Origin of the sequence: Saccharothrix luteola, from assembly GCF_020859565.1 — a bacterium.
Lineage (GTDB): Bacteria > Actinomycetota > Actinomycetes > Mycobacteriales > Pseudonocardiaceae > Actinosynnema > Actinosynnema luteola.
This window is the reverse complement of record NZ_JAJHUO010000021.1, coordinates 82082-95490: the sequence shown is the minus strand read 5'-3', so window position 1 is coordinate 95490 and position 13409 is coordinate 82082. Positions and strand designations below refer to the sequence as shown.

General features: G+C 72.5%; 12 protein-coding genes. 6 read left to right on the top strand and 6 right to left on the bottom strand.

Translation table 11 applies throughout. The annotated features are described in order from the left end of the window. Nucleotides 1-33 precede the first annotated feature (33 nt). A complete protein-coding gene (locus LNK82_RS28055) occupies nt 34-483 on the top strand; it encodes an Lrp/AsnC family transcriptional regulator (RefSeq protein WP_230570007.1) in 450 nt (149 codons plus the stop codon). Here the strand turns inward: LNK82_RS28055 and murQ are convergent. The 6 genes from murQ to LNK82_RS28025 all read right to left on the bottom strand — a co-directional run bounded on the left by murQ (nt 452) and on the right by LNK82_RS28025 (nt 8459). After that, nucleotides 452-1387 carry an N-acetylmuramic acid 6-phosphate etherase gene (murQ, locus tag LNK82_RS28050; protein WP_230570006.1) on the bottom strand — a complete coding sequence of 312 codons (936 nt, stop codon included), beginning with the start codon at nt 1385-1387 and terminating at the stop codon, nt 452-454. The two genes, LNK82_RS28055 and murQ, sit on opposite strands and share 32 nt — an antisense overlap. Then, nucleotides 1384-2301 (bottom strand): MurR/RpiR family transcriptional regulator, encoded by a 918-nt coding sequence (locus tag LNK82_RS28045; RefSeq protein WP_230570005.1) that lies wholly within the window; start codon nt 2299-2301, stop codon nt 1384-1386. Before LNK82_RS28045 ends, murQ begins: the two co-directional genes overlap by 4 nt. A 109-nt stretch (nt 2302-2410) precedes the next feature. Next, a complete protein-coding gene (locus LNK82_RS28040) occupies nt 2411-4063 on the bottom strand; it encodes a serine hydrolase domain-containing protein (protein WP_230570004.1) in 1653 nt (550 codons plus the stop codon). Between the two features lie 12 nt (nt 4064-4075). After that, nucleotides 4076-5323: an exo-beta-N-acetylmuramidase NamZ family protein gene (locus tag LNK82_RS28035; RefSeq protein WP_230570003.1), complete on the bottom strand. Its 1248-nt coding sequence runs from the start codon at nt 5321-5323 to the stop codon at nt 4076-4078. Nucleotides 5324-5328: 5 nt separating this feature from the next. Continuing rightward, a complete protein-coding gene (locus LNK82_RS28030; protein WP_372470671.1) occupies nt 5329-7011 on the bottom strand; it encodes a glycoside hydrolase family 3 protein in 1683 nt (560 codons plus the stop codon). Between the two features lie 635 nt (nt 7012-7646). Further along, the gene (locus LNK82_RS28025) at nt 7647-8459 is read right to left on the bottom strand and encodes an HAD-IB family hydrolase (RefSeq protein WP_230570002.1); all 813 of its coding nucleotides are present in this window, start codon (nt 8457-8459) and stop codon (nt 7647-7649) included. A gap of 474 nt (nt 8460-8933) precedes the next feature. On the opposite strand from LNK82_RS28025, the gene ssd reads away from it, so the two are divergent. The 5 genes from ssd to LNK82_RS28000 all read left to right on the top strand — a co-directional run bounded on the left by ssd (nt 8934) and on the right by LNK82_RS28000 (nt 13405). Continuing rightward, complete coding sequence (gene ssd, locus LNK82_RS28020; RefSeq protein WP_230570001.1) at nt 8934-9986, top strand: septum site-determining protein Ssd; 1053 nt, start codon at nt 8934-8936, stop codon at nt 9984-9986. A gap of 356 nt (nt 9987-10342) precedes the next feature. Beyond that, nucleotides 10343-10762 carry a hypothetical protein gene (locus LNK82_RS28015; protein ID WP_230570000.1) on the top strand — a complete coding sequence of 140 codons (420 nt, stop codon included), beginning with the start codon at nt 10343-10345 and terminating at the stop codon, nt 10760-10762. 203 nt (nt 10763-10965) lie between these two features. Further along, on the top strand, nt 10966-12096 hold the full coding sequence (locus LNK82_RS28010) for a TadA family conjugal transfer-associated ATPase (protein WP_230569999.1): 1131 nt from the start codon (nt 10966-10968) through the stop codon (nt 12094-12096). Beyond that, nucleotides 12093-12854 carry a type II secretion system F family protein gene (locus tag LNK82_RS28005; RefSeq protein WP_230569998.1) on the top strand — a complete coding sequence of 254 codons (762 nt, stop codon included), beginning with the start codon at nt 12093-12095 and terminating at the stop codon, nt 12852-12854. The genes LNK82_RS28010 and LNK82_RS28005 overlap by 4 nt, the downstream gene beginning before the upstream one ends. Continuing rightward, nucleotides 12851-13405, top strand: coding sequence for a type II secretion system F family protein (locus tag LNK82_RS28000; RefSeq protein WP_230569997.1), 555 nt, complete (start codon nt 12851-12853; stop codon nt 13403-13405). Before LNK82_RS28005 ends, LNK82_RS28000 begins: the two co-directional genes overlap by 4 nt. Nucleotides 13406-13409 lie beyond the last annotated feature (4 nt).

Below are 13409 nucleotides of genomic sequence, written 5' to 3'. Positions count from 1 at the left end.
ACGGAAGGTGTTCGCGCGAGTAGCTTTGTGGTCGTGAGCACTGAACTGGACGGCGTCGACTGGGCCCTGCTGGAGGCCCTGCAGGAGGACGCGCGGCTGTCGTACAACGAACTGGCACGGCGCGTGCACGTGTCGCCGCCGACGGTCGCGCAACGCGTGCGGCGGCTGGAGAACGCGGGCGTCATCACGGGGTACCGCGCGACCGTGGACCCGACGGCGGTGGGACGGTCGGTGGTCGCACTGGTGCGGATGAAGTGCTACGGACCCCGGTGCATCACGGTGCACCCGGAGCTGCTCGACGACTGCCCCGAGGTGGTGGAGGTGGTGCGGCTGACCGGCGACATCTGCTCGGTGGTGAAGGTGGTGACCACGTCGATCAGCGAGTTGGAGCGGTTGCTGGTGCGGCTGGGCGGCTACGGCGAGACGTCCAGCGCGATGGTGCTGTCGACGCCTATCCCGTGGCGCCCGGTGCTAGCTGGCTGAGCGCCATGCGGACGTGCCCCTGGGTGCGTTCCAACGCCTCGGCCGCCAGCGCCGCGGGCGCACCGGACAGCAGGTGCACCAAAGCGACCTTCAGGTCGCCGCCCGAGTCGGCCAACGCCGTCGTGCACTCCTGCTCGCCCAGGCCCGTCGCCTCACGCAGGATGCGGACCGTGCGACCGCGCAGCTTGGCGTTGGTCGCGCGCATCGACACCATCAGGTTCGAGTACGTGCGGCCGAGCCGGACCATCACGGCGGTCGAGAACGACGTCAGCACCAGCTTCTGCGACGTGCCCGCCTTCATCCGGGTGGACCCCGCGATCGCCTCCGGTCCGGTGTCGACCGCGATCAGCACGTCCACGTCGACCGGCGCGGGCGCGGTCGGGTTGTTGGACACCAGCACGGTGTGCGCACCGAGCGTGCGCGCCTCCTCCAGCGCCGCCATGACGAACGGCGTGCGGCCGGACGCCGTGACGCCGACGACCAGGTCGCCCGCCGCCGCGTGCTTGCGGATCTCGGCGGCGCCGTCGGACCCCTGGTCCTCGACGTCCTCCACGGCGTTGACCAGGGCGTCCCGGCCTCCGGCGTGGTGGGCGACGAACCAGTCCGGCGGCGCGTTGAACGTCGGCACGAGCTCGGCGGCGTCCAGCGTGGCCAGCCGGCCCGAGGTGCCCGCGCCGACGTAGTGCACGCGGCCACCGCCGCGCAGGGCGCCGACGGCGAGGTCCGCCGCCCGCGCCAGCTCGGGCAGCACGGCGGCCACCGCGGGTGGGACCAGGTGGTCCTCGGCGTTGATCAGGCGGAGCACGTCCAGCGTGGAGAGCCGGTCGATGTCCTGCGTCCGCGGGTTCCTGGCCTCGGTGGGTGAGTCCACGCGGACCGCGACACCGTCCGGGGGCGGGGTCATTTACCGGACTCCCGACGTCGCCTGCCGTCCGGCCGGGCGCCGAGGCGGTGCCCCGACACCGCGTCGTACGTCGCCTCGAGCGCCGACTTCGCGCTGTCCACGTGCCGTTGGGCGACACCGATGAACAGGCAGTCGATCACGGTGAGCTGGGCGATCCGGCTGGCCATCGCGCCCGAGCGGAACGTGGTCTCGCGCGCCGCCGTGGTCAGCACGTGGTCGGCGACCTCGCTGATCGGCGAGCGCGGGAAGTTCGTCAGCGCCACCGTGGTCGCGCCGTGCTCCTTGGCCACCCGCAGCGCCTCGACGGTCTCGGACGTGGAGCCGGTGTGCGATATCCCGACCGCGACGTCCGCCTCGGTGAGCACGGCGGCCGACGTGAGCGCGATGTGCGTGTCGTTCCAGGCGAAGCAGGTGCGCCCTATGCGGTGCAGCTTCTGCTGGAGGTCGAACGCGACGAACGCGCTCGCACCGAACCCGTAGACGTCCACCCGGCCCGCGCCCGCGACCGCCTCGACCACCGCTTCGAGCGTCTCCACGTTCAGCTGCTCGGCGGTCTCCTCGACCGCGCGCGCGTCCGCGAACGCCACCTTGCCGACGACCTGGCGCAGGTCGTCGCCGGGGCCGATGTCGCCGCCGAGGTCGCGGTCGGGGCGCATGGACGTGCGGGCCGTGTCGGCGGCCAGCGCTATGCGCAGCTCCGGGTACCCGCCGACGCCGATGGCCTTGCAGAACCGGGTCACCGTTGTCTCGCTGGTGCCCGCGGCCTCGGCGACCTCGGTGATGCTGCGGTGTGCGACGGTCGCCGGGTTGTCCAGCACGACCTTGGCGACCCGTTGCTCGGCCCGGGCCAGGCCGGGCAGGAGTGAACGGATCTTGACCAGAGGACTGGAGTCGGCGGTACTTTCGGTGGACACGTGGGAAACTTACTAACCGCTCAACGCACGGTCAACGCGGGGTGGGGGTAACTCACCCCAACCGTGACCCAATCTCACCGCTTGGCGGGACCGGGCGGACCGAATGTCACTAACGGTCCGCGGTCCGCCACCCTTCGAGTCGCATAGCCGCTGGTTCGCGCTCCGCGTCCAGCGCCACGCCCCGCGCGTCGGTGACGCGGACGGCGTCCACGTACACGCCGCGCCCGCCGTAGCCCGTGCCGCGCACGTACCGCCAGCGGAACTTCGTCGCCGCCTCCGTGTCGACCTCGACCTTCTGCCAACGCCGCTGCCCGTAGCCGGCCAGCACCCGGACCTCGCGCCAGGCGGACCCGTCGTCACTCGCCTCCACCACGACCTGGTCGCCCGGGTCGAGGTCGACGAACGCCCAGAACGACAGCTTCTGCCGCTCGGCGCGCCGCGGGAGGTCACGCGTGGTCAACGTGCCGCCGGCCGTCTCCGGCGTCCACGCCGTGCCGTGCCGCGGGCGCACCGCCAGGGCCTGTGCCAGGCCGTTGGCCGCCACGCGCCGGGCCGGGTTGATCGAGCCCCAGTTCCGGCTCGGGTGCACGCGGTTGGTCAGCAGGATCGCGATCGACCGCGACAACGGGTCCAGCACCAGCGTGGTGCCCGTGTAGCCGGTGTGCCCGGCGGCCCTCGGCGACGTCAGCGCGCCCATGTACCAGCGCTGGTCCAGCTCGAAGCCGAGGCCGTGCGCGTTGCCGGGGAAGCCCTGGTTGAAGTCGGTGAGCATCAGCTCGACGGTGTCCTCGCGCAGGATCCGGCCACCCGCGTGCGCGCCGCCGTTGAGGATCGCCTGGCCGAGCACGGCCAGTTCGCGGGCGGTGGAGAACATGCCCGCGTGGCCCGCGACGCCGCCGAGCGACCAGGCGTTCTCGTCGTGCACGCTGCCGCGGATGATGCCCCGGCCCGCCTGGTACTCGGTGGCCGCGATCCGGTCCAGCTTGGCCGCCGGCGGGTTGTAGCCGGTGTCCACCAGGCCCAACGGGCGCGTGATGTCGTCGTGGACGAGCTGGTCGAGCTTCTTGCCCGACCACTTCTCGGCCAGCACGCCGAGCGTGATCAGGTTCAGGTCCGAGTACAGGTAGGTGGTGCCGGGCGTGCTGCGGGGCGTCGTGTCCATCACGGCCTTGAGCCGGGACGGGACGTCCGGGTACTGCGACCACAGCGGCAGCCACGCCACCAGGCCCGAGGTGTGGGTCAGCAGCTGCCGGACGGTGATGGACTCCTTGCCGTTGACGCCGAACTCCGGCAGGTGGCGGGCCACCGGGTCGTCCAGGCCGAACTTGCCGAGCTCGTGCTGCCGCATCACCACGATCGAGGTGAACAGCTTGGAGATCGACGCCAGGTCGAAGATCGTGTCCTGGGTCATCGGCACGCGTTGCGCCTCGGGCAGCTCGGTGCCGGCGGCGTCGGCGTAGCGCACCGCCCAGCCCGTCGGCTCGTGGGTGACCACGACGCCCTCGTGCGCGAACAGCGTGACGGCGCCCGCGAACAGCGGGTGGCCGGTGGCGTCCGGCACGGTGTACCGCTCTATCTGCGCCAGTGCGGCGGCCAGGGGCGCCGGGTCGAGTCCCACGTGGTGCGGGGTACCCGTTCGCAGCACGCTGCTCGACCAGCCGTCGTGAGGCTGGTCGAAGCGGGCCTCACGGCCTTCGGCGTGCGCCGGCAGCGTGACGGACACGGCCATGGTGGTCGCGATCAGCAGGGCGGGGATGCGCATCGCTGTCTCCCTCTACCGGTAGCTCAGGTACGGCCGGCGGGTGCGGTCGAACGCGGCCAGCTCGTCGGCCCAGGCCCCGACCACCTCGTCGGTGCCCGCGCCCGCGTCGACCATGCGGCGCAGCCGGTCGGAGCCGCTGAGCTTGTCGATGTAGAGATCCGGGCGCCACGCGAAGACCTCGGGGTAGCGGGCCTTCGCGGCGACGATCATGGCGACGGCCGTGCGCGGCGCGTCGAAGCGGTGCGGGTCGGTGAGGTGCAGGACGACACCGCCGCACAGCTTGTTGGCGTGCTTGTTGAACGTGGGCGTGAAGTAGGTCTCGCGGAACCGGACGCCGGGCAGCCCCAGCGCGTTCAGGTCCTCGGCCCACCGCCAGTCCAGGCCCGGCGCGCCGATCGTCTCGAACGGGCGGGTGGTGCCGCGGCCCTCGGAGAACACGAGCCCCTCGAACAGGCACGTGCCGGGGTAGACCAGCGCGGTGTCGTGCGTGGGGACGTTCGGGCTCGGCGGGACCCACGGGATGCCGGAGTGCAGGTCGTCCCGCTTCCAGCCCTTCACGTCGACCACTTCGAGGCTGCTCACCCGGCCGCCGTCGGTGGGCAGGAACTCGCCGTCGAACAACCGCGCCAGCTCGCCGATCGTCATGCCGTGCTGCTGGGCGATCGGCTTGCGGCCCACGAACGTGGCGTAGGCCGGGTCGAGCTGCGGGCCGCGGGCCGTGCCGCCGACCGGGTTGGGGCGGTCGAGCACGACGAACCGCACGCCGGTCGCGGCGGCTGCCTGCATGACCGCGTACATCGTCCAGATGTAGGTGTAGAAGCGCGCGCCGATGTCGGCGATGTCGAACACGAGCGTGTCGACACCCGCCTTGGTGATCATCTCGGCGATCTTCGCCGTGCTCGCGCCGTAGGTGTCGTAGACCGGGATGCCGGTGCGCGGGTCGAGGTAGTTCCCCTCCGAGCCGCCTGCCTGCGCCGTGCCGCGGAAGCCGTGCTCGGGACCGAACGCGGCGTGCGGCCGGAGCCCGGCGGCCACCATCGAGTCGACGATGTGGGTGTGGTCGCGCAGCACGCCGGTCGGGTTGGTGACCACGCCGACCTTGTGGCCCGCGAACCGCCGCCAGCCGTCCTCGGCCAGCTGCTCGGCGCCGGTCTTGACCAGCCGCGGCCGGTCGGGGTGCTCGGGAGCGCTGTCGAAGGCGCTGAGGGCCGGGACGGCGAGGGCGCCGGCGCCCGCGGCGAGGAAGTGCCTGCGGTCCATGTCGCTCACCACTCCAAGCCGTGGCCGAAGGGGTACGGGGTCGGTCCTGGCACCGCGACCGGCAGCTTGCCGACGGGGCTCACCTCACCGGTGATCACCCTGGCCAGCGCCTCCATCGACACCGCGCCGTAGGAGTAGGTCGCCAGCCAGGTCGGCGCGGCCGTGTGCGCCACGTCGTACGGGTTCTGCACGGCGACCGCGATCACCGGCTTGCCGGTGGCCAGGAGCCGCGTCAGCAGGGTCTGCTGCGCCGGTTGGCGCGACAGCGCGTTGGTGAGCACGACGACCACGTCGGCGTTGGCCGCGGCTTGGACGGCGGCCGTGACCTGGGCCTGGGTCGGCGCGCTGCCGGTGGGGAGCGCGGTGCCGCCGAGCACGCCCGCCAGGGTGCGGGTCGTCGTCTCGCCCCAGCCCGTGACCAGGGCGGCGGTGGGCTTCGCGGGCAGGGGCAGCACGCCCGCGTCGTTGCGCACGGCGGTGACGGTCCGGTCGGTGATCGCCCTGGCGGCGGCCAGGTGCTCGGCCGGGCCGACCGCCGAGTCGACCTTGTCCACGTCGACGAGCGGGCCGGTGAGCATGCCGCGCAGGAACTTCATCCGCAGGATCCGCAGCACGCTCCGGTCGACGCGCTGCTCGGTGATCTCGCCGCTGCGCACGGCCGCCAGCACGCTGTCGACCGCGAGCTCCAGGTCGACCGGCATGAGGAGCTGGTCGACGCCCGCCTTCAGGGCCAGCACGGGGATCTCGGCGTCGTCGTGCAGCTGCCGCACGCCCGCCATGGCCAGCGAGTCGGTGATGACCACGCCGTCGTAGCCGAGGTTCTCGCGCAGCAGGTCCAGCGAGGGCTTGGACAACGTCGCCGGCTCGCCCGACGGGTCGATCTTCGGCATCTGGATGTGCGCGGTCATGACCGAGTCGACGCCCGCGGCGATGGCGGCCCGGAACGGCGGCGCGTCCACCTCGGCCCACTCCGCCTCGGTGCGGTCGACCTTCGGCAGCGTCGTGTGGCTGTCGGTGTCGGTGTCGCCGTGGCCGGGGAAGTGCTTGGCGGTCGCGCTGACGGTGTGCTTGGCCAGGAAGCGGCCCTGGTAGCCGCGCACCTGGGCGGCGGTCAGCTCGGCCGCCAGCGCCGGGTCGCTCGAGTAGGAGCGCACGCCGATGACCGGGTTCGCCGGGTTGGAGTTGACGTCCGCGTCCGGCGCGAAGTTCTGGGTGATGCCCATGGCGCGCAGCTCGCGGGCGGTGATGCGGGCGGCGTGCTCGGCGTTCTCCGCGCTGCGGCCGGCGCCGAGGGCCATGTTGCCGGGGAACTGGGTGGCGGGCGCGCCGATGCGGGTGACGATGCCCATCTCCTGGTCCGTGGCGATGGCCAGCGGGACGCGGCTCGCCCGTTGCAGGCCGTTGGAGAGGGTGGCGATCTGGCGCGGCGTGTCGATGTTGTCGTAGCTGGAGTTGTTGAAGTAGACGACGCCGCCCGGCTGGAACTTGGCCACCACCTCGGCCGGGGTGGCGACGCCGAAGTCGCGCAGGTTGCCGGGGTGCGCCTCGTCCGGTGACTGGCCGTGCAGGTAGGTGACGAACAGCTGGCCGACCTTCTGCTCCAAGGACATGCCGCGGACCAGGGCGGTGATGTGCTGCGCCTGGTCCGGCGAGGCGTGCGCCGGTGGCGCCGCTGCAAGTGAGGTCACTGCGGAAGCCGCGGCCACGGCGACGGCGACGAGCGGACGGAGCACTGCGGCCTCCCCTCTGGGAACTTTCCACCACTCAGTGGTGCGTTTGGGAAGTTACCCACGTCACAGTGGCGGGTCAACGGGTTGCGCTGTGTGGCCATTGTGCGGAGGGGGACCGACAGAACCGGGGGTTTGACGGATCACCCGTTCGGGCATTTGTTCGGGGAGTCGCGCTTTCGGGGCAGGAAGCAGTGGCGCACAAAGACGGTGGGGCCCCTCAGCTGAGGGGCCCCACCGTCGTCAGCGCGGGCTTCTGAGTTACCAAGCGTGCAACTCGTGTCGTACCGACCTGGCCTCGGCGTCCGGCGTCCCGGTACGCAGGCCCTAGACGACAAGCCTCCCGCGGCGTGCTGCGCGTGGGTGTCTCGAAGTCCGCGCACGGAGCTCTGCCGGGGTGGACGCTGCTTCTCTTCCGCTTCGTCCCTGGCCGACCCGAGGTCCGCACTTCCTTTGTAGTGCGTGTCCGGCGTCACAGCAAGGGCTCGATGGGGTGCACCGTTCAAGCGACGTTCAGTAGCGGAAAGGCTTTTGTGACAGTGATTCCGACGCGCTCGGGACCACTGGTACCGCTGACCGGGGCACGGCGGGGTGAACTAGCTCCGGCGCCGCCTGCGCAGGCCGTACCAAGCCACGCCCGCGGCCGTCGCGGCACCCAACCCGATCGCGGTCACGGCGACCGCGGCGCCGGACGGGCGGGGGATGCGGGCGCGCAGCGACACGGGGTCGGAGAACGTCAGCACCGGCCAGCCGCGCTGCGTGGCGACCCGGCGCAGCGCGCGGTCCGGGTTGACCACCGTGGGGTGGCCGACGGCCTCCAGCAGCGGCAGGTCGGTGATGGAGTCGGAGTAGGCGTAGCAGCTGCTCAGGTCGTAGTCGTGCTGCTCGGCGAGCTGCTTGACGGCGATCGCCTTGTTCTCGCCCGCGCAGTAGAAGTCGACCTCGCCGGAGTAGCGGCCCTCCGCGACGACCATCCGCGTGCCGACGCTGTGCGTCGCGCCGACCATGGTCGAGATGGGCGCGACCAGCTCCTCGCCCGAAGCGGACACGACGACCACGTCGTGACCTTCACCCTTGTGGTCGGTGATGAGCTGCGTGGCCTCCTTGTAGACGAGGGGGTCGACGATGTCGTGCAGCGTCTCTTCGACGATCGAGCGCACCTGCTCGACGTCCCAGCCCTCGCAGAGCGCGGTGATGTGCGAGCGCATCCGGTCCATCTGGTCGGCGTCCGCGCCGGCCAGCATGAAGACGAACTGCGCGTAGGCGCTCTTGAGCACCGCACGCCGGTTGATCAGGCCCTCTTGGAAGAACGGCCGGCTGAACGCCAGCGTGCTCGACTTGGCGATGACGGTCTTGTCCAGGTCGAAGAACGCGGCGACCCGACTGCCTTCGGTGGCGTGCTCGGTCACCGGTCAAGCTTAAGCGGGGAGGGGGCGGCGGGCCGCCGTCAGTGCTTCGCAACTTTACGAAGTAGGTGTGCGGTCGGTCGAAATTTGGTCTCCCTCTAACGGAAGACACGCAAGACCCTGTCCCGTGGGGATACAGTAGACGGGTCCGGCTCGACCGGACGGGTTCAGTCCGACCCCCCGGGACTGAACCAATGACGACCCCCGTCCCTCCCCCCTGGCGGGGGTCGTCCCATGTCCGGGGTCGGTTTCGCCGGTGCTCCGCGCTGGACCTCCGCGTGCTCGCGCCGCTCCTTGCATCAGCCCTTGATCTTTCGACGGCGTGCCCGTGCGGGCTGCCGTTCGCCGGCGTGCGGCGCGCCGAGTTGTCCACAGGCAGTCCGGTTGTCCACATGTTGATCATGCGCCGTTGTGTCCTTCCTCACCGCCCGACACCGTGGAACCCGTAGATCCACCACGGAAAACGGGGAGAGCGGCATGAAGCGACCGGTGGCACTGGTGACCGACGCGGGCCTGGTGGACGAGGTGCTGAACGCGGCGGCGGTCGTCGGCTGCGAGGTGGAGCGCGTGGTCGACGTGACGGCGTTGCGCGGGCGTTGGCACGGCGCGGCGGCGGTGGTGCTCGACTTCGAGGCCGTCGTCGCGTGCGACGGGTTCCCGCGCAGAGCCGGAGTCCACGTCGTCGGTGCCGGTCCGCCGGGCGTGGAGGTGTGGCGGCGCGCCCTGGCCCTGGGCGCGGAGCAGGTGTTGGAGCTGCCCGCCGACCAGGAGCGGCTGCGGGCGGTGCTGGCCGATGCCGCCGAGGGCGCGCCGGTCGGTGAGGGGAAGGTGCTGGCGATCCTGGGCGCCCGTGGTGGCGCCGGGGCGTCGGTGCTGGCGGTGGCGGTGGGTCAGGCCGTGTTGGCGGCCGGCGGCCACGGCCTCCTCGTCGACTGCGACCCGTTGGGCGGTGGCCTGGATCTGACGTTGGGCGCGGAGCGGCAGGAAGGGCTGCGGTGGCCCACTTTGCAGCTGACGGGTGGTCGCGTGCCGGCGGCGGCGCTGCGCACGGCGCTGCCGGGCCGTTCGGGCAGGAACGGCAGCCTGACCGTGCTGTCGTGCGGCCGGACGGGGCCGGGACCGGAGCCGGACGCCGTGGTGGCGGTGGTCGAGGCGGGCAGGCGTGCGGGTGGCACGGTCGTGTGCGACGTGCCGCGGCACCTGACCGAGGCGGCCTGCGCCGCCCTCGACCGGGCCGACCTGGCGGTGCTGGTGGTGCCGGCGGACGTGAAAGCGTGCATGGCGGCCAAGACCGTGGTCGACCAGGCCGGTGAACGGGGCGTGCGGCTGAAGGCGGTGGTCCGCGGCCCGGCCCCGGGCGGCCTCACCACGGCGCAGGTGGTGGCGGCGACAGGCGTGCCGCTGCTGACGACCATGCGTCCGGAGCCGAGGCTGGCCAGGGCCCTGGACAACGGCCACTTCCCCGAAACCACGCGCGGCCCGCTGGCCAAGGCCGCCCGAAAAGTCCTGGCGGCCCTCCATGCGCACTGACCAGCGACCACTCACCCACAACCACAACCACCGCCGCGGCCGGACCGCCGACGACCAACAACCGCTCGCCCGCGGCCCGTCGCATCGGTTGGCATGCCACGCAACCGGGGCTGTTCCGCTCTGGCTGCCTGGAGCGCAACGCCGAACCCCGCCGTTCGCCGCAGTCCGGCCAAGCTCTTCGGCCCGCACCGGCAATCCGCCCCTCACCATCCCTCCGCGAAAGCCGACCGCAGTCCTGAACGATGGGCTTTGCGGCAAGGCGCTGGCGGCGCGTTGGTCGTCCGGCCCGCGCTATCTGGCTCATCCGCCCCGTCGGCACGGTCCGGCCGTTCCGTGGGCTCCGGCCTGCGCTGCCGATGGGCATCTCGCTGTCCTTCCGCGAAGGCGGTCTGCGGTTGTGGGTGGCGGGGTTCGCGGCGAGCCGTTGGCGGCGCGTTGGTCGTCGGGTCTGTTCCTCGATCTGGTCCACCGGCCTCATCGGCACGGTCCGGCTGTTGCTTGGGCTCCGGCCGGCGTTGCCGATCGGCATCTCGCCGTTCTTCCGCGAAGGCGGTCTGCGGTCGTGGGTGGTGGGGTCGGCGGCAAGGCGGTGGTGGAGCGTTGGTCGTCGGGTCTGTTCCTCGATCTGGTCCACCCATCCCATCGGCACGATCCGGCCGTTCCTTGTCTGCCTTCGGGAAGAGGCTGCGGGATGGGCGCGGACAACGGTCGTCGGGCGAATGTCGGTGGTGGCGCAGGTGTTCCGCGACGGATCGGCGGTGGGTTGTGAGTTGTGATCGCGCGCCCACGGTGCGGCGGCATCCCGCGTTCCGGCCACCTGCGGGGTTTCGGAGTTGTCGGCCCGTGTCGCTTTCGGAGTTGGTGCTCGCCGAGTTGTCCGCGCCGTTCCTGGGCGAGGCAGGCGATGGCCGGCAGGGGTTGGTCGAGGCGGCTCGGGAGGTTCTGGGAGGGCGTCGTCGAGCGTTGAGGGAGGGTGGTCGTGAACGATCTGGTTGAGCGCGTTCGCCTACGGCTGGCCAGTGGGCGCGGTGACCTCACGTCCGCGGCCGTCGCGGCGGCGGTGCGTGGTGAGGCCGGTGGGGTGCTCGGTGACGAGGACGTCCAGCGGGCGCTTTCCGTGTTGCGGCAGGAGTTCGTCGGGGCCGGGCCGTTGGAACCGCTGTTGCGGGACCCGGACACGACCGACGTCCTCGTCACCCGGCCGGATCAGGTGTGGGTCGACGGGATCGGCGGGTTGCGGCGCACCGACGTCGCGTTCCCCGACGAGGCCGCCGTTCGTCGGCTCGCGCAGCGGCTCGCCGTGGCGGCCGGGCGGCGCTTGGACGACGCCGCGCCCTACGTCGACGGGTGGTTGCCCGGCTCGGTGCGGTTGCACGCGGTCCTGCCGCCGATATCGCCGTTCACCTGTCTGTCGTTGCGGGTCCTCCGCCCGGCGGTGCACGACCTGGAGACCCTGGAGGCTTGCGGCACGTTCGACCGGATGGCGGCCGACCTGCTGCGGGCGATCGTGGTCGCCCGGCAGGCCTTCCTGGTCGTCGGCGGCACGGGTTCGGGGAAGACGACCCTCCTCGCCGCCTTGTTGGGGTGCGTGCCGCACGACGAACGGGTCGTGTGCGTCGAAGACGCTGGGGAACTCCAGCCCGACCACCCGCAGGTCGTCCGCCTGCTGGCACGGGGCCCGAACGTCGAGGGCGCGGGCGAGGTGACGATGCGCGACCTCGTCCGGCAGGCGTTGCGGATGCGGCCCGACCGCATCGTGGTCGGGGAAGTGCGGGGCGCGGAGGTGTGCGAGCTGCTGTCGTCGCTGAACACCGGGCACGACGGCGGCGCGGGGACGTTGCACGCGAACTCCCCGGCCGAAGTCCCCGCCCGGCTGGAGGCCTTGGCCGCGCTCGGTGGGCTCGACCGGCACGCCCTGCACAGCCAACTGGCCGCGGCGGTGAAGGTCGTGCTGCACATGCGCCGCGCGGGCGACGGCACGCGCTACCTGGCCGAGATCGGTGTGCTGGAACGGTGGTCCGGTCACCTCGTCGTCCGGCCCGCGTGGCGGCGTGACGGGGGTTGGCAGGAAGCAGGCACGGTGCTCAAGGGCCTGGTGAGGGTGCCATGAGCCTGCTGTTGCTGGCCGCCGCGTTGGCGGTGCTGCCGTCGGCCGGGGCGCGACGGCGGCTTGCCGGGCCTCGGCGCAGGGCGCGGTGGAAGTCGGTGAAGCCCAACCGGGTGTTGGCGGTCCTGGTGGGGCTCGCGCTGGGCCTGCCGGTGGGCGCCGGCGGCGCGATCGCGGGAGCGTTGCTGGCCGCGACCGTGTGGCGGACGTACCGGGAGACGATCCGGCAACGCGACCGGTTGGCGGCGTCCGTGGCGCTCGCCGACGCGCTGAAGGCGTTCGTCGCGGAACTGCGGTCGGGCGCTCACCCGGCCAAGGCGGCGATCGGCGCGGCGGAGGACGCGGGGCCGCCGGCGACCGACGTCCTGCGGGCCATCGCGGCGACGGCGGCACGCGGTGGCGATGTCGAGGCGGCGCTGGCCGACTTCCCCGACGCCGACCACCTGGCCAGGGCGTGGCGGCTGTCGGCGGTGCACGGCGTGCCGTTGGCCGACGTGCTGGACGCGGTCCGGCGGGACCTCGACCGGCGCACCGCGTTCGCCGGGCAGGTCCACGCCCGCATGGCCGGTCCGCGAGCGGGTGCGGCGGTGCTGGCCGGGCTGCCGCTCTTCGGCGTGGTGCTCGGCGAGCTCGGCGGCGCGGGACCGTTGGCCGTCCTGTCGGGCACTCCGCCGGGACAGGTGCTGCTGGTCGCCGGGGTGGTCCTGATCTGCGCCGGGCTGTGGTGGAGCGGCCGGTTGACCAGGAAGGTGATCGCATGAGCCTGCTGCTGCTCGCCCTGGCGGTCGTCGCCTTCCCCGCGCCGTCGAGAGCCGCGGCGCGGCTGCGACCGGGGACCAGGCGAGAACCCGTGCCGAAGGCCAGACCGCCGGACCCGTTCGCCGCGGCGGCGACGTGGGACCTGCTGGCCGCCGCCTTGCGGGCGGGGCTGCCGGTGGCCGGTGCGGTGCAGGCCGTCCTGCCGGGTGTCCCGCCGGGGCCGGCCGAACGCCTCCGCGAGGTGGTCGACCTGCTTGCGCTGGGCGCGGACCCGGTGCACGCGTGGGCCAAGGCGCTCGGCCACCCGGACACCGCGCCGCTGGCGAGGGCGGCACGTCGGACGGCCCGGTCGGGCGCGGCGCTGGCCGGGGCGGCGGCGGACCTGGCCGCGGAGGCGCGGGCGAGGGTGTCCGACCAGGCCGAGGCCCGTGCGCAACGTGCCGCGGTGCTCGTGGCGGGACCGCTGGCGCTGTGCTTCCTGCCGGCGTTCCTGTGCCTGGGCGTCGTGCCGGTGGTGATCGGCATCGTCGCCGGTGTGAGCGACAACTGGTGAATGT

Bases quoted from the DNA above. Each gene is read 5' to 3' on its own strand.
- ssd (WP_230570001.1), top strand. From the start codon at position 8,934: ATGAAGCGACCGGTGGCACTGGTGACCGACGCGGGCCTGGTGGACGAG.
- LNK82_RS28035 (WP_230570003.1), bottom strand. From the start codon at position 5,323: ATGGACCGCAGGCACTTCCTCGCCGCGGGCGCCGGCGCCCTCGCCGTC.
- murQ (WP_230570006.1), bottom strand. From the start codon at position 1,387: ATGACCCCGCCCCCGGACGGTGTCGCGGTCCGCGTGGACTCACCCACC.
- LNK82_RS28000 (WP_230569997.1), top strand. From the start codon at position 12,851: ATGAGCCTGCTGCTGCTCGCCCTGGCGGTCGTCGCCTTCCCCGCGCCG.
- LNK82_RS28015 (WP_230570000.1), top strand. From the start codon at position 10,343: ATGGGCATCTCGCTGTCCTTCCGCGAAGGCGGTCTGCGGTTGTGGGTG.
- LNK82_RS28005 (WP_230569998.1), top strand. From the start codon at position 12,093: ATGAGCCTGCTGTTGCTGGCCGCCGCGTTGGCGGTGCTGCCGTCGGCC.
- LNK82_RS28040 (WP_230570004.1), bottom strand. From the start codon at position 4,063: ATGCGCATCCCCGCCCTGCTGATCGCGACCACCATGGCCGTGTCCGTC.